Below are 20,096 nucleotides of genomic sequence, written 5' to 3'. Positions count from 1 at the left end.
GATGAAGTCCGCACCCATCACGATCGTCGGCGCCGGCCTGGTCGGCGCCCTGCTCGCCACCCTGCTCGCCCAGCGCGGCTTCAAGGTGACCGCCTTCGAACGTCGCCCCGATCCGCGCAAGGCCGGGTTCCTTGGCGGGCGATCCATCAACCTGGCCCTGGCCGAACGCGGCTGGCATGGCCTGCGCATCGCCGGCATGCAGGCGCGCATGCAGCCGATCGCCGTGATGATGCGCGGTCGCATGGTCCATGACCTCGCCGGCCATACCAATCTGCAGCGCTATGGGCGCGACGATTCGGAAGTGATCTGGTCGGTCAGTCGCGGCGCCCTCAACATGGCCCTGCTCGACGCGGCCGAAACGGCCGGTGCCACGATCCATTTCGACCAGCGTCTCGACGCCGTCGACTGGAAGACTTCGACGCTGCACTTTCGCAGCGAGGACGAATCGTCGCGCGCCTGTCAGGCCGGCATCGTGCTCGGCACCGACGGTGCCGGTTCGGCGCTGCGCTCGGCCATGGCCCGGGAGACCGACCTTGGCGAACGCTTCGAGCCGCTCGGGCATGGCTACAAAGAACTCGAGATTCCGGCGCTCGGCGATTTCCCGCCCGGCATGCTGCCGGCCGACCTGAGCCAGGCGCGCGCCCGCGGCGAGCGTTATGCAATGGAACCGCATGCGCTGCACATCTGGCCGCGCGGCAACTACATGTGCATCGCCCTGCCGAATGCGGAAGGGAGCTTCACGGTCACCCTGTTCCTGCCCAACACCGGAGCGCCGAGCCTCGAATCGATCGCGACCGCGGCCCAGGCGCGGGCATTCTTCGAGCGTGATTTCGCCGACGCCGTGCCACTGATGCCCGACCTCGAAAAGGACTACACAGGCAATCCGACCGGACTGCTCGGCACCCTGTATCTCGATCGCTGGCATCTCGACGGGCGTGCCTTGTTGCTCGGCGACGCGTCGCATGCAATCGTCCCGTTCCACGGCCAGGGCATGAATTCGGGTTTCGAGGATGCGGTCGAACTGGCCGAACTGCTCGAGACTACGCCGGACGACAGCGCCGGCGTGTTCGCCGAGTTCGAACGCCGGCGCAAGCCGAACGCCGATGCGATCGCGGCGATGGCGCTGGAAAACTACATCGAGATGCGCGATCGCGTCGACGATGCCGATTACCTGCTGATGCGCGAGCTTGATCTCATCCTTGCGCAAAGGCACCCGGGCCGCTGGGTGCCGCGCTACTGGATGGTCACCTTCACGCGCATCCCTTACGCCACGGCGTTCGAGCGCGGCAAGATCCAGGCTGGCGTGCTGCGCCAGCTGATCGCCGGCAAGCAGGCGCTGGCCGACATCGACCTCGATCAGGCCGACCGGGTGGTCCGACAACGGCTGGAGCCGTTGCCGGTTCCGGGCTGACCCGGTCCTTGCAGTGCCCTCGCCCAGCCAGTTGCTCGACCTCTATCGCGAGACTTCGTACGACGTTCGACTGCCCGGCGGCACACGCTCCTCTCTGCGCATTGGCAAGCCGGTACCCGAGTTCCTGCGCTTGTGGGGCCGGCGCGACTGGCCCCTGCTGTTCATCAGCGCCTGCAATCCGCACTCGAAGCAACTGTCCGCGGACGATAACCACGATCGCACCCGGACCCTGCTGAGTCGTCTCGACCGATCGCGCCTGCGGCGCCTGGTGGGCGTGGGCCGCCTGGCCAACCAGGCCTGGCGCGAAACCTCGTTTCTCGTCGCCGGTTTGTCGCTCGAATCGGCCGATCGGCTCGCCGTCGAATTCGGCCAGAATGCGATCGTGGTCGCGGTCAATCCGCTCTCCACGAGATTGCGCCTCTATCGCAACGAATGGCGCACGCGCATCGACAACGATGCCGACATCATGTGGACTGGACGCTAGACTGATCCAAGAGGCCGGCACGCCGCCTGCCAAATCCGGCCCTGCTTTTCGACATTCGAGGAACGCCGTGACAGATGAGATCATCGAAGTGCGCAACCTGCGCATGGAGGATTACGACGCCATGGTCGCCGTCACCAGGGCCGCCTATGCCGGCATCGGCGGCTTGCCCTGGGGCCTGCAGCACATCGGCAAGCTCCTGGATCTATTCCCCGATGGCCAGTTGTGCGTCACGGTGGGCGGGCAGCCGGTCGGCTTCGCCCTGAGCCTGATCGTCGACTATGCCAGGTTCGGCGATTCGCACAGCTACGAGGACATCACCGCCAAGTACACGTTCAATACCTTCGATCCGGATGGCGATGTCCTGTACGGCCTCGACATCATGGTCGATCCGGCTTACCGCAACATGCGTCTGGCCCGACGCCTTTACGAGGCGCGCAAGGCGCTCTGCGAAAACTACGGCCTGCGTGCGATCGTCGCCGGCGGCCGCATCCCCGGTTACGCCGAATACGCCGACAGGATGACCCCGAAGGAGTACATCGAGCGCGTCTCGCTCAAGGAAATCTATGATCCGGTGCTGAGCTTCCAGATCGCCAACGGCTTCCACGTGCGCAAGGTGCTGACCGACTACCTGCGCTTCGATGCCGAATCGAAGGCCTACGCGACCCTGATCGAGTGGAACAACATCTACTACCAGGAAAAGCCGGACATGCTCAAGCGCCAGCACAGCCTGGTGCGGATCGGCCTGGTCCAGTGGCAGATGCGCCCGATCGACACGCTCGAATCCCTGCTCCAGCAGGCCGAGTTCTTCGTCGACTCGATGGGAGCGGTGCGCGCGGACTTCGTGCTGTTCCCCGAGCTGTTCCACATGCCCCTGATGGCGCAGTTCGGTGACCTCAGTCCGGCCCAGTCGATTCGCCGCCTGGCCGAGTTCACGCCGGCCATCTGCGACCGCCTGAGCCAGCTCGCGGTCACCTACAACACCAACATCATTTCCGGCAGCCTGCCCTTCCTCGAGGACGGGCACCTGTACAACGTCGCCTATCTGCTGCGCCGTGACGGCAGCCGCGACGAGCAGCGCAAGATCCACATCACGCCGGGCGAACGGCGCTGGTGGGGCATGAAGGGCGGCAACCGGCTCAAGGCCTTCGATACCGACTGCGGCAAGATCGGCATCCTGATCTGCTACGACTGCGAATTTCCCGAACTGCCGCGCCTGCTGGCCAACGAGGGCATGCAGATCCTGTTCGTGCCGTTCCTGACCGAAATGAGGAACGGCTACATGCGCGTGCGCATGTGCTCGCGTGCCCGCGCGGTGGAAAACGAGTGCTATGTGGCGATCGCCGGCGCCGTCGGCAATCTGCCGAAGGTGCAAGCCTCGGATACGCACTACGCGCAATCAGCGGTATTCACACCGGCGGATTTCGCCTTCCCGGGCGACTCGATCATCAACGAAGCCGCGGCGAATTCGGAAGCGCTGCTGGTCGCGGAGGTCAACCTCGACCTGCTGCGCACCCTGCATGAACACGGCTCGGTGACCACGCTGAAGGATCGGCTGCCGGGCCTCTACGAGCTCAAGTGGCTAGGCTGACGGATGGCATGGAAACGAGGCCAGCGAGCTCACGGGACCCAGCGCGGAACGTCATGGCGGAAATGATTTCGGCACGCCAACGTCTGGCCGTGATGCCAGCGATACCTGATTGCCGACAGGAGAGAGGCCGCCCGGCAAGGCGGCCTCTCTGACTTTCCGGATGAATTTCGCTCAGCGGCGCACGATGGCGAGAGCGCCAAAACCGAGCAGGCCACCGAGCAGGGCCAACAGCAGCCAACCCGAATTGACAGGCAATTCCCGTGGCGGCGTGAATGGCACACCGCCACCAGCACCACCGATGGTCATTGGAAAGCCCTGTCCGCCCACATCGATAACGGCGACCCAGGCGCTGCCGTCGAACTGCAGGCCGTTACCCGTGGTCGACTGGCCGCTGACGGTCAACGGCGGAGCCCATGGCCCCGATCCGAGCGAACCGGCGATCTGGAAGTCGAGCCAGTAAGTGCCGGCAGGCAAATCGATCGACAGACCCGAGGCGGTTGCTGCCATGATCGGCCGGTTCGTCGCACCGGGAGCGGACTCGAGACCGCGGTAGATGTTTGTAAAAGCGGTACTGCTCAACACGTTGGTCGTCGTATCGCCGAATACAACGCTCGACGTACCCAGACTCGGATCCCCATCCCAAATCTGAAGGGTCAGGCCGGTGATGGTGGAGGTCGTCGTGGAACCGGTCTGGTAGGTGTAGACCGTGATATCGCTGACGTTCCAACCGGAGGCCGGAACCGTGAAGTCGTCAGCGATGCGGAAAGCTGTCGTCGAGCCAACGGCGAATCCGAAGGTTCCCATTGCCAGACTCGAATCCTGCAACAGACTCTCATCCGCCCCGCCGGCGCCCGTCCCGGGCGAATTGACCAGTCCGGATCGCGTATCCAGTAGTGTGGACCCGCCGAGCACCTGGAGGGGAGCCCCCGGCACAAAGGTGGTCACCCGAATCTCGTCAGGATTCACCAACTCGCGGCTCTGCGCGAACGCCACTGTGGACACCGTGGTACAGAGCGCCATCAACAACAATTTGTTCAGTTTCATCAATGACTTCCCCTATGTAAATTGAATTTACGGCGAACTCTCGGCACGCAACGAACATCGGCCGTGAAAGGCAGCCTGCAAGTGGCCGAATATAAAGTACCACTCCTATGGTCTTAGAACACACTGTTTCCTTGAAATGAGGATTCTGGCTTTCGACGTGGAAGCCGACATCTAACGGCGTCGATACGAGCACGCCAGTGCAACCCCGAGCAACACGCCGATCACGAGGAACAGGCCAAGCCAAATCATCAGCGGCAACTCGGCACTGAAGAAAAGCAGGCTGAGCGTGGTTGTTTGACTGTTCTGCCAGATGATCAGCACAAGCAGCAGAATGAGTACGAGGATCGCGACAAGTCGGTAGTGGCGGGACTTGGATGGGGGCGACATCACGGGTCTCCACGATTCGGAAGGCCAGAGTGGACCGACATCGTGCGCAGGGCAAATGTCACCCTGAGGGTCCGACTGAGGGCCTGCCGCAGTGTCGAGCAGGTCGGCCCTGCAAGGCTGCGGCCGGCCCGCCGCGTCCCCGGCGCACATTCCGGCCCACGGAACCGCGCCCAGGGCTGTCGTATCATTGCCGCATTGCCCGAAGCCATGAACCGGAGCCCTGCCATCGAAACGCTTCCCTACGACAAGTCCCTGCTTGCCGCGCATGCGCAAACCATTGCCGACAATGCCCGCGAGCTCGCCGCCCTCGGCTGGACGCCGGCCACCAGCAGCAACTTCTCGATGCGTCTGGATGACCGCCACGCCGCGGTGACCGTTTCGGGACGAGACAAGGGCAGGCTCGGCGCGGACGACATCATGGTCGTCGATTTCGACAATCGTCCGGTCGCAACAGAGGCGCGGCCGTCGGCCGAGACGGCCCTGCACACGCAGATCTATCGCAGGTTTCCGACCGTCGGCGCGGTCCTTCATACGCACTCCCGGGTACAAAGCGTCGCCTCGCGGCTGTTTGCCGGGGCCGGCAAGGTACGCTTCGAGGGCTGGGAACTGCAGAAGGCCATTTCCGGTTACAGCACGCACGAAAGCGTGCTCGACCTGCCGGTTTTCCCGAATACCCAGGATATGGCTGAACTGGTCGCTCGAATCGACGCCTGGCTGGACGCCGGGAAACCCCTGCACGGCTATCTGATCGATGGCCATGGCATCTATGCCTGGGGCATTGACATGGCCGAGGCCCGGCGCCATCTCGAAGCTTTCGAGTTCCTCCTGAACTGCGAGCTCGACCTGAGGAGACTGCACGCATGAGCCGATTGCGAATATTCACCGAGAACGATTCCGGGAACGTCCTTGCAACCCATGAGAGCCATGCCGCCATCGCCGATGCATTGCGCGCCGTAGGCGTGCGCTTCGAGCAATGGCAGACATCTCAACCGGTCGCAGCGGGTGCCTCCCAGGAGGAGGTCATTTCCGCCTATCGAGCGGATATCGAGCGCCTGATGCGCGAGGGCGGGTACAAGGCGGTGGACGTGATCAGCCTGTCGCCCGATCATCCGGACCGCGCCGCGCTGCGCCAGAAGTTCCTCAACGAACATACCCATGCCGAAGACGAGGTGCGTTTCTTCGTTGCCGGCTCCGGCCTGTTCACCCTGCACATCGGCGACCACGTCTACGAGGTCCTCTGTGAAAAGGGCGATCTGATCGGCGTTCCGGACGGCACGCGGCACTGGTTCGACATGAGCGAATCGCCGAGCTTCGTCGCCATTCGCCTGTTCACCAACGCCGAGGGCTGGGTCGCACGTTTCACCGGTGACGACATCGCGGAGAAATTTCCTCGCATGGTCGCGTCCGCGTCGAGCCAGGCCGCCTGATCTGACTCGCCCGAAGGTGGAGCGTGCCACGCAACTTCTTGGGCGATGCATGACACGCTCCGGCTCGCCGGAAGGTGGGGGACTTCGCGGCGAACACACGCGGCTTTAGGCATTCGGGGAAGGGGAGTTCCCGGTCCTGCTTGCGCGTGCCCGGTTACTGACGGAATACGGCGCGCAAAGCCATCATCGTTCCTTGGAACCCACGGCAGCCGCGTGGCCGCCCGTTCCGCAAGTCACATCGCCAGGCAGGCCTGGGAGGTTCCGGTTCACCCGGGCTCGTGGCCGGCCTGCTAGGATTTGACCGACCCCATTTGCAGCAAGGACGCCCCATGTCCACCATTCGCGCGATCGTCACCGACATCGAAGGCACCACCAGTTCGATCAGCTTCGTCAAGGACGTGCTGTTTCCCTATGCGCGCGAACGCCTGCCCGCCTTCGTCGTCACCCATTCAGACAAGCCCGAGGTCCAGCACTGGTTGCACGAGGCCGCGCGCGAAGCCGGCCTGGTATCCGCAAGCGAGCAGGAGATCATCGACCTTTTGATCGGATGGATCGACACCGACCGCAAGTCGACCGCCCTCAAGGCGCTGCAGGGCATGATCTGGCAGGACGGCTATCGCGACAGCGACTTCCGCGCCCACGTCTATGCCGATGCCGCTCGTTGCCTGCGCCGATGGTCGGCCGCCGGTCTCCCGCTCTACGTCTACTCCTCCGGCTCGGTGCCCGCGCAGAAACTGCTGTTCGCGCACACCGAACAAGGCGACCTGAGCTCCGTGTTCAGCGGCTATTTCGACACCGAAACCGGCGCCAAGCGCGAATCGGCGTCGTATTCGCGAATTGCCCGCGCCATCGATCTGCCAGCCGACCGCATCCTGTTTCTTTCGGACATCGTCGAAGAACTCGATGCCGCCCGCACAGCCGGCCTGAGAACCGTCCTTGTCGCCCGCTCTGGCGACGGCTGCCCGGCCGGCGCCGGACATCCCTGCGTGATCGACTTCGACGCCATCGACCTCGATTCGCTCTGAACGAATGAACCCGAATCTTTCGATCCTGCGCGACGGCCTGCGCGCCGCCTTGCTGCTCCGGCCGCGCGGCAACCCTGCCCTGCCGGGTCCCGGCGCCTTCGTGCTTGCCCTGGCGACCTATTTCCTCGTCGAGGCGATCACGTTCTGGATGTCGGCCGAACCGCCACGCATGTTCTACGGATGGGGCGCGACCCAGATTCTGGCGGACTCGCTGCTGACCCTGCTGGCGGCCTGGATCCTGGTGCGCATGGCCGATCGCGGCCCGATCGCCTGGGGCGTGGCGGCGATCGCGCTGGCGGCCACGGCGGCAACCTCGCTGGTCGTGCACTGGCCGCTGCAGTGGGTGGCCACGCTGATCTATGAACGCGGCCTGCCGGTCACCGCCGCGGCGGTGATCTGGCTGTCGATGGCGTGGTGGTTCCTGGTCCTGATTCGCCTGTCCCGCTGGCTGATGCCGCGCCGCCTGCCGGTTGCGGTGCTCGCAGCGATGCTCGCCTACGCGATCTCGGCGATGCCGTGGTGGTGGTTGCCGGGCGCGCCCCTGATCACGCAAGACCCGGGGCGCGCGCAGGCCGCGCAGGCATCGCCCGCGGATGAGACTGACGCGATCACCAATACGGGCTTTGATGACGAGGCATACGACGACGCCGCTGACTTCGACCCCGAGCAGCTCATGTTCGATCAGCCCGGCCTGCTGGCCGACGCCATCGATCGACTGCGCCCGCGCAAGCCGGGCGCCAGCAACCTGTATGTGGTCGCTTTTGGCGGCGATGGCAGCGAGGATGTCTTCCACAATGAAGTGGAGTTCGCCGGCCGCCTTTTCGCACAGCGGTTCGACGCCGAGGGCCATGTGCTCCTGCTCGACAACAATCCGGCCAGCCTCGCCACACGACCCTTGGCGACCCTGACCAACCTGCGCATCGCCCTGGCCGCAATGGCAGAACGCATGGATCCTGCCGAGGACATCCTGCTCGTCTATCTGACCTCGCATGGTTCGCGCGACCACCAGTTGTTCGTGTCGCTCGACCCGCTGCCGCTGAACCAGATCGGCCCGGACGATCTCGCCACCGCCCTGCAGACCTCGCCGTCGATACGCTGGAAGGTATTGATCGTCAATGCCTGCTATTCGGGCGGATTCATCGACGCCCTGCGCGATGACTCGACCCTCGTCATCACCGCCGCGCGCAGCGACCGGACGTCGTTCGGCTGCGGCGCCGCATCCGAAATCACCTACTTCGGCAAGGCCTTCCTGGCCGAAGCCCTGAACGAGACGACATCGCTGCCGGGAGCCTTCGAAAAGGCGCGCAGCAAGGTCGACGCCTGGGAAGCCCGTGACCGGGAGGAACAGCGTTCGGAACCGCAAATGGCAAGCTCGCGCAGCATCGAGGCCAAGCTCGACAAGTGGAGTCGCGCGCTGCCGCAAGCCGCGGCGGTGGCATTTTCATCGGACGATGCCGATGCCGGAGTGAGCGCAGAGAGCGAATCGGCCTCGAAGTAGGAACGCCCATGCCATGGGGATGGCAGACGCCGCCCGGAATCCGTGCCGAGACCGATCCGGGCCCGCTATCCTTCCATCTGCTGAAGCTGCGCGCGCGGGACTTCGGCGCCATGCGGATCGTGGCCGCGCGCGCCAAACTCAGCCGAGAAGTCTGGCCACGTCCTTGGCAATCGCTTCGGGCTTGTCGGTCGGTGCATAGCGTTTGACCACATTGCCATCGCGATCGACCAGGAACTTGGTGAAGTTCCACTTGATCGCGCCGATCCCGAGCATTCCCGATTTTTCCTTCTTCAACCAGTCATAGAGCGGGTGCGCGCCGCTGCCGTTGACCTCGACCTTGGCGAACATCGGGAATGTGACGTCATAGGTCAGCGAACAGAAATTCTTGATCTCGGCCTCGTCGCCGGGCTCCTGGTGGCCGAACTGGTCGCAAGGAAACCCGAGGACCTCGAAGCCCTTGTCGTGGTATTCCTTGTGCAGCGCTTCGAGGCCGGTGTACTGCGGGGTGAACCCGCACTTCGACGCCACGTTGACGATCAGCAGGGCTTCGCCCTTGTATTTCGAAAGCGGCTGTTCGTTGCCGTCGATGTCGCAGGCGGAAAAATCGTAGGCGGTCGTCATGGGCACCTCGGCGTGTAATCGGGCAATCAGCCTACAGCAACCGGTCGTTCCGGCAAGGTTAATGCGAGGAGGCGAGAATCAACGGTCTGCACCCACCCGGAGAAAGCGCCATGAAACGCATCGCCCGCTCTTTCGCACTGCTCGGACTGATCCTGGGTGCCCCGGCCATGGCCCAGGACGACAACACCTACCGCAGCGATGACGGCCTGCTGATCATCCGCAGTGCGGGAACCGGCTATACGCCTTCCGGCCCGGCACCGGATTTCGCCCAGCTCGACGCCAATGGCGACGGCTTCGTCGATTCTTCCGAAGCCAATGCTTATCGCCTACTGGCCAATGATTTCCGTCTGGCAGACAGCAATCGCGACGACAAGGTCTCGCGGCGCGAGTACGAGCGCTGGGTTGCCCTGCCCTGAGCGTTGGAATTGAAGTCCGGGGCGAAGGCGTCGACGGAATGACGACGCCTCAACTTCCTGCCGCGCTCGCTTCGAGCGACTGCCAGCGCGCATAGGCGGCGTCGAGCTCGGCCTGGACCGTTGCCATGACCTCATTGGCCGAGACGATGGCCTGGGCGTCCTGCCTGAAGAATGCCGGATCGTTCATGGCCGTGGTCAGCTCACCGATCCGCGCTTCGAGGGCCTCGATCGTCGCGGGTAGACTCTCGAGTTCGCGCATTTCCTTGTAGCTTAGCTTGCGCTTCGCCGGCACCGGCGCGAGCGGCGCGGCCCTGGCCGCATCGGCCTCGTTGCGAGGCCGCATCGAAACCGCCTGCGGACGCTGGCGCAACCATTCCGCGTAGCCGCCGACATATTCGCCGACCCGGCCCTCGCCCTCGAGGGCAAGCGTGCTGGTAACGACGTTGTCGAGGAATTCGCGATCGTGCGAAACCAGCAGCAGGGTGCCCGGATAATCGACCAGCAGCTCCTCGAGCAGTTCCAGCGTCTCGACGTCGAGATCGTTGGTCGGTTCGTCCATGACCAGCAGGTTCGAGGGTTTGGCGAACAGGCGGGCCAGCAGCAAGCGGTTGCGCTCGCCACCCGAAAGCGCGGAAATCGGCGCGCGCGCACGTTCCGGCGTGAACAGGAAATCCTGCAGGTAGCCGATCGCATGCTTGCGCGCGCCGTTGATCTCGATGAATTCACGGCCGTCGGCGACATTGTCGAGGGCGCTCATGTCCTCGCGAAGCTGGGTCCGGTGCTGGTCGAAGTAGGCGATCTCAAGCTGGGTGCCAAGGCGCACCTCGCCCGCCTGCGGCTCGAGTTGGCCGAGCATGAGGCGCAGCAGGGTCGTCTTGCCCGATCCGTTCGGGCCGATCAGGCCGATACGGTCGCCGCGCATGACCACGGTCGAGAATCCGGCAATCAGCGTGCGCCCCGGATAGCCATAGCTGACGTCCTTGGCCTCGATGACCTTGCGTCCCGAGTTCTGCGCCGAACCGGCCAGCATGCGCACGTTACCGGCCTGGTTGCGTCGCTCGCTGCGTTCGCGGCGCATCGCTTCAAGCCGGCGCACGCGGCCTTCGTCGCGGGTTCGGCGTGCCTTGATGCCCTGGCGGATCCAGACCTCCTCCTGGGCCAGCTTCTTGTCGAACAGCGCATTCGCCTGTGCTTCCGCGTGCAGGCGTTCCTCGCGACGGCGCAGGTAGTTCTCGTAGTCGCCGGGCCAACTGGTCAGGGCGCCACGATCGATTTCGATGATGCGTGTCGCCAGCGAACGCACGAAGCGCCGATCGTGGGTGATGAAGATCACGCTGCCGGCGAAATTGCGCAGGAAATCCTCGAGCCAGGCGATCGCCTCGATGTCGAGATGGTTGGTCGGCTCGTCGAGCAACAGCACGTCCGGGTCGAGGACCAGCGCCCGCGCGAGCAGGACGCGTCGCTTCATGCCGCCCGAGAGCGAGGCGAATTCATCCTCTTCGGGCAATTCGAGCCGGCTAAGCACCTGGGTCACGCGACGGTCGAGATCCCAGCCATTGGCCGCCTCGATGCGGGCCTGCACCGCGGACAGCGCCCGCATCGCGGCCTCGTCGACAAGGTGATGGCTCAGATGATGGTATTCGGCCAGCAACACACCGATGTCGCCGAGGGCGCCAGCGACCACGTCGAAGATGGTGCCCGCGGTACCCTGCGGCACCTCCTGGGCCAGGCGCGCGACGACCACGCCCGGACTGACCCGGACCTCGCCGTCATCGGGCCGGATCTCGCGGTCGATCAACTTGAGCAGGGTCGACTTGCCGGCGCCGTTGCGACCGACCACGCAGACGCGCTCGCGTGGCTCGAGACTGAATTCCACGCCCTCGAGCAGGAGCGGACCACCGACGCTGTAGTCGAGTTTGCGGATTTCGATGAGGGCCATGGGGTACCGGAAAAGTAAAGGTGGATTCGATGGATGAGCGATGTCCGGTAGCCGTCCGGCCAGCAGGTCGGGCAGGACCGATGGCACTGTATGCCGGTGCCGGTTTTACGCCACCCTGCGCCGACATTCCGCGCCGGGCCGGCTGTGGCCGTGCGCGATTGACGAGCCCCTCCTCAGCCATCGGACTTCGGAAAGCGAGCCATGTCGATCAGCCGTCGCAATCTTATCAAGTTGGGTGCCCTTGCCGGCGCCATGGGACTGACCGCGAGCCGGGCATTCTCTGCCGGGCCGCCGACGCAAGGCGGCAAGCCCCTGCGCATCCTCATCCTGGGCGGTACCGGTTTCATTGGTCCGCACCAGGTCCGGCATGCCCTGGCGCGCGGCCACCAGGTCACCGTATTCAATCGAGGCCAGCGCGAAGCTGATCTGCCGGCAGCGGTCGAGCATTTGCGCGGCGATCGTTCGACAGGGGCGCTGGACGCGCTCAAGGGCCGGGAGTGGGATGTCTGCATCGACAATCCGACCAGCACGCCCTACTGGGTCCGCGATGCCGGCAAGGTGCTCAAGGGCAAGGTCGGCCAGTACGTTTTCGTTTCGACCATCTCGGTGTATGCGGACAACAGCAAGCCGGGCGCGGACGAAAGTGCCGCGCTCGAAAAATATGCCGGCAAGGACGTCATGAAGGAAACCCGCGAGTCGATGCTGGCCGACATGCGCCTGTACGGCCCGCTCAAGGCTGCCTGCGAACGCGAGGCCGTCCAATGGTTTCCGGATATCACGACGATCGTGCGTCCCGGCCTGATCGTCGGACCCGGCGATCCGACCGATCGTTTCAGCTACTGGCCGCTGCGCCTGGCCCGCGGCGGCGAGGTGCTGGCGCCGGGCGATGGCTCCGACCCGGTCCAGTTCATCGACGCACGCGATCTCGCCGAATGGATGATCCGCCTGGTCGAGACGCGCCGTTTCGGTACGTTCAATGCGACCGGGCCCGACTATTCGATGAGCACGGCGGCGATGCTCTACGGCATCCGCGCGACGAACACCGCCGGTGCGCACCTGAACTGGGTACCGACGCGGTTTCTCGAGGAACAGAAGATCGCACCGTGGTCGGACCTGCCGGTCTGGATTCCGGCCCAGGGCGATTCGGCGGGGTTCGCCTCGCGCAGCATCGCGCGCGCGCTCGAAGCCGGCCTGAGCTTCCGCTCCCTGGCGACCACCGCCGGCGATACACTGGCATGGTTCCGCACGCTTCCCGCCGAGCGCCAGGCCAAGCTCGGCGCCGGGCTAAGTGCGCAACGCGAAGCCGAAGTACTGGCCGCCTGGAAGAGCAAGGCGGCCGCAACCCCGGGATGAAATGGACGACGCATCCGCCAGCGACGACGACCGCATCGATCCGACCATCCTCTGCAGCCATTGCGAGGCGGTCTGCTGCCGGCTGACGGTCTACGTCATGGCCGACGATCCGACCCCGGCCTACTTCGTCGACCAGGACGAATACGGCATGGACGTGATGCGCCGTCGCGACGACGGCTGGTGCACGGCACTCGACCGCGAAACGATGCGCTGCACGATCTACGGCCTGCGTCCGCAAGTCTGCCGGGATTTCGCCATGGGTGGCGGCGATTGCCGCAGCGTGCGCGACAACGACCGCCGGCTGGCTATCGCCGTCATCTGAGCACCCTCCACCCTCGCCTTCCCACGACAACGGTCCGCGTTGCCGTGCGGACAGGAAATGCCGTCGGCCGCGTTCGACGCTATTCTTGTCCCTGACAGCGCAGCCCGCGGCCGACGGGCGACCGCGGCGCACGCTCGGGGAGGAAATGGCGAATCATGCGATGGCGACTCGTACTCTACGGCGCTATGCTCGCGGCCGGAACCGCCGCGCTGCAATGGCTCGACTACCAGCGCCTCGCACGCGCGCACTGGGAGGACATCTATGTGCTGCTCATCGCCGCGGCCTTTCTGGCCCTCGGCGTGGTCCTCGGCGCACGCCTGTTCGGGCGCCATGGCGAGTTGCCGGACGATGGCAATCCGCAGGCCAGGGCCGCCCTCGGCATCAGTCCACGCGAGCTGGAGGTACTGCGGGAACTGGCTGCCGGCTATTCGAACAAGGAGATCGCCCGGCGCCTCGAGGTCTCGCCAAATACCGTGAAGACCCACGTGACCCGGCTGTTCGAAAAGCTCGGTGCAAGGCGGCGGACCGAAGCGATCCACCGGGCCCGCGAACTCGGTATCGTCTCCTGAGCCATGGTTTTTCGGGTGATTCGCGCCCGATCACCCTTTCGGGCGATTGATCCGGGCACCGATCCGGCCACCAATGGCGCCCGACACGACCCAACCGGAGAACCTGCATGGGCAAGTCGATCCTGAAGTACGGGCTGATCGCGGGCGTGGTCGCCGGCCTGCCGATCTCATTCATGAGCATTGCCGGCAAGGACCAGGTGCCGCCGAGCTGGGGCATGCTGGTCGGCTATCTGACCATGCTGGTGGCGTTCAGCACGATCTTCATCGCGATCAAGCGCCAGCGTGATGTCGAGCGCGGCGGCGTGATCCGCTTCTGGCCGGCCCTCGGCATCGGGCTCGGCATCAGTTTCATTGCCGGCCTGATCTACATGCTGGCCTGGGAAGCCTTCATGGCCGCGACCGACATCGATTTCATCGGCGCCTACAGCCAGGCCATGATCGCCGAAGAACAGGCCAAGGGCGCAAGTGCCGAGGCCATCGCCGCGCTCAGCGCGGAAATGCAGACACTCGCCGTCGACTACGCCAACCCGCTGTTCCGGATGCCGATGACCTTCGCCGAGATCTTCCCGGTCGGTGTCCTGGTCTCGCTGGTCTCGGCAGCCCTGCTCTGCAACAGCCGGTTCCTGCCGGCGACTCGTCGCAAGGGAGATGCCGGTCAGGTGGCGCGCTAACCGCCGCTGAAGGTGCGCAGGGGCCGAGAGCCGCTGTGCCGCCTGCAGTGCGGGCGGTTTCAGCCCAGTCTGACGCAATTGCGTCCGGCGCCCTTGGCCTTGTACAGGGCCTTGTCGGCCGCCTTGAGCGCTTCGTCGGACCCGCGCGCGCGGGTATCGCGCTCGGCCAGGCCGATGCTGACCGTGACCTTGACCTCTCCGGCGCCCGGGCGCGCCCCAGCCTTGCGCCCGTTGCCGCGCGGCGCGGCACGCACGCGAATCCGCATCGCCGCGATGCGCTTGCGCAGTTCCTCGCAGGCCTGTCTCGCGGAGCGGCTGCGGGCACCGGTGAACAACAGGCAGAACTCCTCGCCGCCGTAGCGAAATGCAGTGGCGCCGCGAGTCGCCCTGAGTTGTTCCGCTACCGCCTTCAGGGCGCGATCACCTGCCGCGTGGCCATGACGGTCGTTGAAGGTCTTGAAATGGTCGACATCGACCATGGCCACGGCATAGTCGCCGGACAGGCGTGCCAGCGTCTCGTCCAGCGCACGCCGGTTCGGCAAACCGGCGAGTCCGTCGACGAAGGCCATGCGGTAGGACGCGTGCAGGATCGCGACCAGGGCGACCATGGCCGCCAGGCAGAACAGGCTGCTGGCACCATCGGCGCGCATCACCGGCAACTGCGCGATGCCGACCACGATCAGCACCAGGCCCATGGCGAACTCCATGACCGTGCGCCGGACCACCCATCGGGCGAGGCAAACGGCCGCCGCGAGCAGCACGATGCCGGCGGCCACCAGTCCGCGGTCCATGGGCAACCAGCCAAACGGGAACGCGTCGCGGAGCTCCGGCCAGACATGCGCCGGCGCGGCCAGGGTCAGCCATGTCGCGGTCGCCAGCAGGCCGATCACGGCCAGGTTGCGGCGGGCCAGCAGCCGGCGTTCGGGCATCGCCGCGATTGCCAGCAGCAGCCACGGCGCGAACATGCGCATGGCATCGAGGCCGCGTTCACCGCCAGCGCCCGCAGCCACGCCGGCCAGGGCCAGTGCGGCGCAGGTCATGACGACCAGCACCATGACCGCCCGGTTGCGCCGAAAACCGAGCGCAAGCAACAGGGCGAGCCCGTTGAGCATGACCGCCGCCAGGCCCGGCCAGAATTCCTCGGTTGTCGGCAAGCGTCGGCTCCCTTGCAAGGCGGCTCGCGCCGGCCTAGCTCATCAGCGCGTAAGGACCGCCCCTCAGCAGGGCACGTTGATAGGCCGGCCGATCGTGGATGCGCTCGAGCCAGGCACCGAGCCTGCCCTTGCCCTTCTTGAGCCCGCCACGCGCGGCCAGGGCCTCGACCGGAAAACTCATCTGGATATCCGCCGCGGTGAAATGCCTGCCGGCGAACCAGTCCCGGTCCCTCAGCTCGCTTTCGAGGAAGTCCTGGTGGACCTTCAACTGTGGATTGATGAAGTGGGTCAGCACCTTGTCGGCAATGCCGCGCGCGATCGGGCGCACGAAGAACGGCATTGGCTGCTTCGGAATCCGCGCGAACACCAGGCTCATCAGCAAGGGCGGCATCGCCGAACCTTCGGCATAGTGCAGCCAGTAGGTGTAGCGCCGCTGCTCGGCAGTACCTTGCTTCGGCTTGAGTTGGCCATGGCCGGGGCCATCGACCAGGTACTCGATGATCGCACCCGATTCGGCCACCGTGATGTCACCGTCGCTGATCACCGGCGACTTGCCGAGCGGATGGATCCTGCGCAAGGCCGGCGGGGCCAGCATGGTCTTTTCGTCGCGCTCGTAGCGGACCACCTCGTAGTCGAGCTGGAGCTCCTCGAGCAGCCAGAGCACGCGCTGCGAGCGCGAATTGTTCAGATGATGGACCGTGATCATGGAGAGCGCCTTGTGACCGGAGGTTTGCCAGCTGCGGCACCAGGTCATGCCTCTCCGCGCATGGACGTGGCAAGCTTGGACCGTGTTGCGTGGCGGGAGAAGCCTACACCGGAACGTCGCATGTGCGCGCCGGCGCACGCTACCCTCGACTGCTTGACGCAAGCTGCCCGATGCACGACTTTCCCCGCCACGTCCATGGTCAATCTTGCCGATGCCCGCCAATCGCTACTTCCAGCTCGATGTCTTCACCCACCGCCCCGGTGGAGGTAATCCGCTTGGCGTCGTGGTCGGCGCCGATGACTGGAGCGATTCGGCCATGCAGGCGTTCGCTGCCTGGACGAACATCGTCGAAACGACATTCCTGCTGAGCCCGTCCACGCCGGCAGCGAGCTATCGCCTGCGCATCTTCACGCCGACGCGCGAGATCGCCTTCGCCGGCCATCCGTCGATCGGCAGCGCACATGTCGCGCTGCAATCGGGATTCGCCGGCGCGCACGACGGCGTGCTGATCCAGGAGTGCCAGGCCGGGCTGTTGCCGATCCGCGTCGAAGGCCAGGCAAGCGAGCGCCGACTCTCGATCCAGGCGCCGAAGGCCTCGGTCCTCAAGACCGGCGTCGACAGCAGGAGCCTGCTCGGAACGACACTGAGCAAGATCCGGCTCGGCGCATTGCCGCCGGCTTTCGTCGAAGGCGGACGTCGCTGGTGGCTGGCTGAATTCGCCGAGGAATGGGCGTTGCGCGCCTGGCATCCCGATCACGCGGCGATCAAGAAGATCGCGCTCGACAGCGACAGCCTGGGGCTATGCGTGTTCGCGCGCAGCAGCGATCCGGGTTACGACATTGCCCTGCGCGCCTTTCCGGCCGGGGTCGGCATCGTCGAGGACCCCGCTTCGGGCGCGGCCAACGGGCTGGTTGCGGCCTATATCGCCGCCGCGGAGCCGGACGGCCCGCTTGCCCGCGGTTACACGGTCAGCCAGGGTCGTGAAATTGGCCATGATGCGCGGCTCGACATCCGCATCGATGCGGATGCTGCGGTCTGGGTCGGTGGCCAGACCCAGACCGTGATCGAAGGCGAGGTCGACTGGCCCTGCCGCTGACCGGAGTCGATCCATCGTGGTGGTGGCGAGGTAGCAGTGACCAGGCCATTGCAGGCAGGACTCGCGACTTGCGAATGTTCACCGACGGCCGTGTTCGAGCCAGATCTCGAGTCCCTGCGCGTTCAGTTCGATATCCGACGCCAGCAGCTCGCGGATGCGCGCTTCGTCCATCGCGCAACCGTGTGCAAGCGCACGTTCGACATACAGGGCAGCGAGGCCCTCCTTGATCCGCTCGTGGCGCTCGGGCTGGCCGTGCATCGATTCGGCGATGGCCACCATCGCATCGATCTGTTCGAACAAGTCACGGGCGAGGCGTTCGACATCGGCGACCCGGCTGTAGTGGGTCAGGAACATCGCCTGCGGGCGGAGCAGCAGCATGCGCGCGATCGAGCCCTTGAGGGCAACCGGATCGAACTGCACCGGCGTCGTCGTCGGCAGGATGAAGGCGCCCTTTTCGGTGTCGAATTCGCGATACGAAAGACCGAACGTGTCACCCGGGAAAAAAGCCTGGCTGCGCGCGTCCCAGACACTGAAATGATGGCGCGCATGGCCGGGCGTATCGAGGCAGCGCAAGGGCCGGCCGGCAAGGTCGATCACGGTCTCGTCGCGGATCTCGACGACACGCTCGGCAGGCACCGGCACCAGTTCGCCGTAGGTCCGCTGCACCTCCTCGGCGCCGTAGACGGAGGATGCGCTGGCGACCAGACGCGCCGGATTGATCATGTGCGGAGCACCGCGCGGATGCACGGCCAGCCGCGCATTCGGCAACTGACGCATGATTTCGCCCGCCCCGCCCGCATGGTCGAGGTGGACATGGGTGACGATGACATGGTCGACGTCCTCGCGGCGCACACCTTTGGTTTCGAGTTCGGCCAGCAGTCCCGGTATCGAATAGTTGGTACCGACATCGATGAAGGCCGCGCGGCCGTCCTCGACGATCAGGTGGCTGGCATCGAATCGCGGGCGATGGAACCCGGTGTCGATGGCGGTAATGCCGTGTTCGAAATCCATGCAGGGGACGATGCTGTTCGCGGAGGGTCGCCCATGATCGCAGAGCGGGCCCCGAAGCGAAACGCGGACACCGGCGCTCGCCCTCAGGAGGTCGTTTCGCGTGCCGTCCGCAGCGCTTCGCGCAGGTCGGCGGCAAGCGCGCGCGGATCGCTGCGCCGGATCTGCACTTCGCACGTCCCGTGCCAGTCAGCACAGGCCTGGATGGCGCGGGCGATCGCGGCAAGCCGATCGTCGTCGACCCTGACTCCCGCCTCGAGGTGGATGCATTTGACCTCGAAGCGGCCTTGCGCACGATGCGCCTTGGCATCGAGGCGACCGACCAGCCGACCGCGATCGAGGATCGGCAGCACGAAATAGCCGAAGCGGCGTTTGGCCTCCGGCACATAGCACTCGATGGTGTAGTCGAAGCCGAACATCACGCTGGCGCGCGCGCGATCCCAGACCACCGGATCGAACGGCGACAGCAGCGTGGCATGGGTCGCACGCAAGCGGCCGGCAGCCGCCTTCGACAGTGCCTGGGCGTGATCGGGATGGACGTAGGCCGGATCGTCCCAGCCGTCGACGTCGACCCGGATCAGCGCACCCGATTCGACCAGGGGCGCCAGTTCGCTGTCCTTGTGCCTGCGCCCGCTGCGGTAGTAGTCGGCGATCCACCTCGCCTGGGTGATTCCGAGCGCCTTGACCGTACTCAGGAGCAAGGAACGGGCGACATCAGCCGGCGCCGACCCGAAATCCGCGACCTGAGACATGCGTGCAAGTACCCGCTCGCTGAGGTCGTAGACGCGCTGGAACCGTTCGCGGCGAGCCACCATCAGCTCGCCGCGCGCGAACAGGGCCTCGAGCCAGCGCTTCTCGTCCTTCCAGCCCCACCAGCCGGTCTGTGGCCGCTGCGTGGCCTCAAAATCGGAAGCCCTGGCCGGACCGTGCCGACGGATCTGTTCGAGCACCGCATCCATGCCGGCGCGCTGGGCATCATGGGCGCGGGCCGCGTGCTTGTCGGCCCAATGACCGACCCGCCCGCCCTGCTCGCGGTGCGCACGGTGCAGGGAATACGCCGAACTCGGCACGAAGCAGGCCTCGTGTGACCAGCATTCGAAGATCTCGCCGCGCTCCAGGGCCTCGCCAAGCCAGTCCGGCGGATAGGCGCCGAGGCGCGAAAAGAGCACGAGGTAGGGGCTGCGCGCAACCACATGGATGGTGTCGATCTGCAGCAGTTGCATGCGCTCGATGGCGGCCAGCAGGCGCTTGCGGCTGGCGCCCGACGCCGGCTTGCCGAGGAGGCCCTGGGCCTCGAGGTGCAGGTTGCGGGCCTGCTGGAGACTCAGTCGCACGGGCGTCGTGAGGGGATCCTTCATGCCTCGATGATGCAGACCC

General features: G+C 65.5%; 21 protein-coding genes. 13 read left to right on the top strand and 8 right to left on the bottom strand.

Going from position 1 to position 20,096, the window contains the following annotated elements; translation table 11 throughout:
• Window position 1: 1 nt before the first annotated feature.
• The 3 genes from BM125_RS14220 to BM125_RS14210 all read left to right on the top strand — a co-directional run bounded on the left by BM125_RS14220 (window position 2) and on the right by BM125_RS14210 (window position 3,483).
• Complete coding sequence (locus BM125_RS14220) at window positions 2–1,411, top strand: FAD-dependent oxidoreductase (RefSeq protein WP_092409130.1); 1,410 nt, start codon at window positions 2–4, stop codon at window positions 1,409–1,411.
• 13 nt (window positions 1,412–1,424) lie between these two features.
• Complete coding sequence (locus BM125_RS14215; RefSeq protein ID WP_175498099.1) at window positions 1,425–1,895, top strand: DUF3293 domain-containing protein; 471 nt, start codon at window positions 1,425–1,427, stop codon at window positions 1,893–1,895.
• A 67-nt stretch (window positions 1,896–1,962) separates the two neighbouring features.
• Complete coding sequence (locus tag BM125_RS14210) at window positions 1,963–3,483, top strand: bifunctional GNAT family N-acetyltransferase/carbon-nitrogen hydrolase family protein (protein ID WP_217647881.1); 1,521 nt, start codon at window positions 1,963–1,965, stop codon at window positions 3,481–3,483.
• A 171-nt stretch (window positions 3,484–3,654) separates the two neighbouring features.
• On the opposite strand, the gene BM125_RS14205 is transcribed toward BM125_RS14210, so the two are convergent.
• Together BM125_RS14205 and BM125_RS20270 are read right to left on the bottom strand one after the other, a co-directional pair.
• On the bottom strand, window positions 3,655–4,527 hold the full coding sequence (locus tag BM125_RS14205; protein WP_139225014.1) for a hypothetical protein: 873 nt from the start codon (window positions 4,525–4,527) through the stop codon (window positions 3,655–3,657).
• A gap of 171 nt (window positions 4,528–4,698) precedes the next feature.
• Window positions 4,699–4,914 carry a LapA family protein gene (locus BM125_RS20270; RefSeq protein ID WP_175498098.1) on the bottom strand — a complete coding sequence of 72 codons (216 nt, stop codon included), beginning with the start codon at window positions 4,912–4,914 and terminating at the stop codon, window positions 4,699–4,701.
• A 207-nt stretch (window positions 4,915–5,121) separates the two neighbouring features.
• On the opposite strand from BM125_RS20270, the gene BM125_RS14195 reads away from it, so the two are divergent.
• From BM125_RS14195 to BM125_RS14180, 4 genes are all read left to right on the top strand, one after another.
• Entirely contained in the window at window positions 5,122–5,778 is a 657-nt protein-coding gene (locus BM125_RS14195; RefSeq protein WP_092409124.1) for a methylthioribulose 1-phosphate dehydratase, read from the top strand.
• Window positions 5,775–6,341 (top strand): 1,2-dihydroxy-3-keto-5-methylthiopentene dioxygenase, encoded by a 567-nt coding sequence (locus BM125_RS14190; RefSeq protein ID WP_092409122.1) that lies wholly within the window; start codon window positions 5,775–5,777, stop codon window positions 6,339–6,341. Before BM125_RS14195 ends, BM125_RS14190 begins: the two co-directional genes overlap by 4 nt.
• Window positions 6,342–6,670: 329 nt before the next feature.
• Window positions 6,671–7,366, top strand: a complete 696-nt coding sequence (gene mtnC / locus BM125_RS14185) for an acireductone synthase (RefSeq protein ID WP_092409120.1) — start codon at window positions 6,671–6,673, stop codon at window positions 7,364–7,366.
• 4 nt (window positions 7,367–7,370) lie between these two features.
• Window positions 7,371–8,864: a C13 family peptidase gene (locus BM125_RS14180; protein ID WP_092409118.1), complete on the top strand. Its 1,494-nt coding sequence runs from the start codon at window positions 7,371–7,373 to the stop codon at window positions 8,862–8,864.
• 138 nt (window positions 8,865–9,002) lie between these two features.
• On the opposite strand, the gene BM125_RS14175 is transcribed toward BM125_RS14180, so the two are convergent.
• Entirely contained in the window at window positions 9,003–9,485 is a 483-nt protein-coding gene (locus tag BM125_RS14175; RefSeq protein ID WP_092409116.1) for a glutathione peroxidase, read from the bottom strand.
• A gap of 110 nt (window positions 9,486–9,595) precedes the next feature.
• On the opposite strand from BM125_RS14175, the gene BM125_RS14170 reads away from it, so the two are divergent.
• Window positions 9,596–9,901, top strand: a complete 306-nt coding sequence (locus tag BM125_RS14170; protein WP_092409114.1) for a hypothetical protein — start codon at window positions 9,596–9,598, stop codon at window positions 9,899–9,901.
• 49 nt (window positions 9,902–9,950) lie between these two features.
• Here the strand turns inward: BM125_RS14170 and BM125_RS14165 are convergent, their stop codons facing one another.
• A complete protein-coding gene (locus BM125_RS14165) occupies window positions 9,951–11,840 on the bottom strand; it encodes an ATP-binding cassette domain-containing protein (protein WP_092409112.1) in 1,890 nt (629 codons plus the stop codon).
• 201 nt (window positions 11,841–12,041) lie between these two features.
• Between BM125_RS14165 and BM125_RS14160 the strand changes: the two genes are divergently transcribed.
• The 4 genes from BM125_RS14160 (at window position 12,042) to BM125_RS14145 (ending at window position 14,755) form a co-directional block, all read left to right on the top strand.
• Window positions 12,042–13,193 carry an NAD-dependent epimerase/dehydratase family protein gene (locus BM125_RS14160; protein WP_092409110.1) on the top strand — a complete coding sequence of 384 codons (1,152 nt, stop codon included), beginning with the start codon at window positions 12,042–12,044 and terminating at the stop codon, window positions 13,191–13,193.
• A gap of 1 nt (window position 13,194) precedes the next feature.
• Window positions 13,195–13,515, top strand: a complete 321-nt coding sequence (locus tag BM125_RS14155) for a YkgJ family cysteine cluster protein (protein WP_092409108.1) — start codon at window positions 13,195–13,197, stop codon at window positions 13,513–13,515.
• A 155-nt stretch (window positions 13,516–13,670) separates the two neighbouring features.
• Complete coding sequence (locus tag BM125_RS14150; RefSeq protein ID WP_092409106.1) at window positions 13,671–14,084, top strand: response regulator transcription factor; 414 nt, start codon at window positions 13,671–13,673, stop codon at window positions 14,082–14,084.
• Window positions 14,085–14,191: 107 nt separating this feature from the next.
• Entirely contained in the window at window positions 14,192–14,755 is a 564-nt protein-coding gene (locus BM125_RS14145; RefSeq protein ID WP_092409104.1) for a DUF4199 domain-containing protein, read from the top strand.
• Window positions 14,756–14,814: 59 nt separating this feature from the next.
• Here the strand turns inward: BM125_RS14145 and BM125_RS14140 are convergent, their stop codons facing one another.
• Entirely contained in the window at window positions 14,815–15,909 is a 1,095-nt protein-coding gene (locus BM125_RS14140) for a GGDEF domain-containing protein (protein WP_092409103.1), read from the bottom strand.
• 34 nt (window positions 15,910–15,943) lie between these two features.
• Entirely contained in the window at window positions 15,944–16,615 is a 672-nt protein-coding gene (locus BM125_RS14135) for a glutathione S-transferase (protein WP_092409183.1), read from the bottom strand.
• 211 nt (window positions 16,616–16,826) lie between these two features.
• On the opposite strand from BM125_RS14135, the gene BM125_RS14130 reads away from it, so the two are divergent.
• Entirely contained in the window at window positions 16,827–17,711 is an 885-nt protein-coding gene (locus BM125_RS14130) for a PhzF family phenazine biosynthesis protein (RefSeq protein ID WP_092409101.1), read from the top strand.
• Window positions 17,712–17,789: 78 nt separating this feature from the next.
• Here BM125_RS14130 and BM125_RS14125 read toward each other — a convergent pair whose 3' ends face one another.
• Window positions 17,790–18,722 carry an MBL fold metallo-hydrolase gene (locus tag BM125_RS14125; RefSeq protein WP_092409099.1) on the bottom strand — a complete coding sequence of 311 codons (933 nt, stop codon included), beginning with the start codon at window positions 18,720–18,722 and terminating at the stop codon, window positions 17,790–17,792.
• Between the two features lie 83 nt (window positions 18,723–18,805).
• The gene (locus tag BM125_RS14120) at window positions 18,806–20,077 is read right to left on the bottom strand and encodes a winged helix-turn-helix domain-containing protein (protein WP_092409097.1); all 1,272 of its coding nucleotides are present in this window, start codon (window positions 20,075–20,077) and stop codon (window positions 18,806–18,808) included.
• Between the last annotated feature and the right edge of the window lie 19 nt (window positions 20,078–20,096).

It is taken from the genome of Dokdonella immobilis (assembly GCF_900115085.1).
In the GTDB taxonomy this organism is placed as follows: domain Bacteria; phylum Pseudomonadota; class Gammaproteobacteria; order Xanthomonadales; family Rhodanobacteraceae; genus Dokdonella; species Dokdonella immobilis.
The sequence above is the reverse complement of the archived record's forward strand: the minus strand, read 5'-3'. Positions and strand labels throughout refer to the sequence as shown.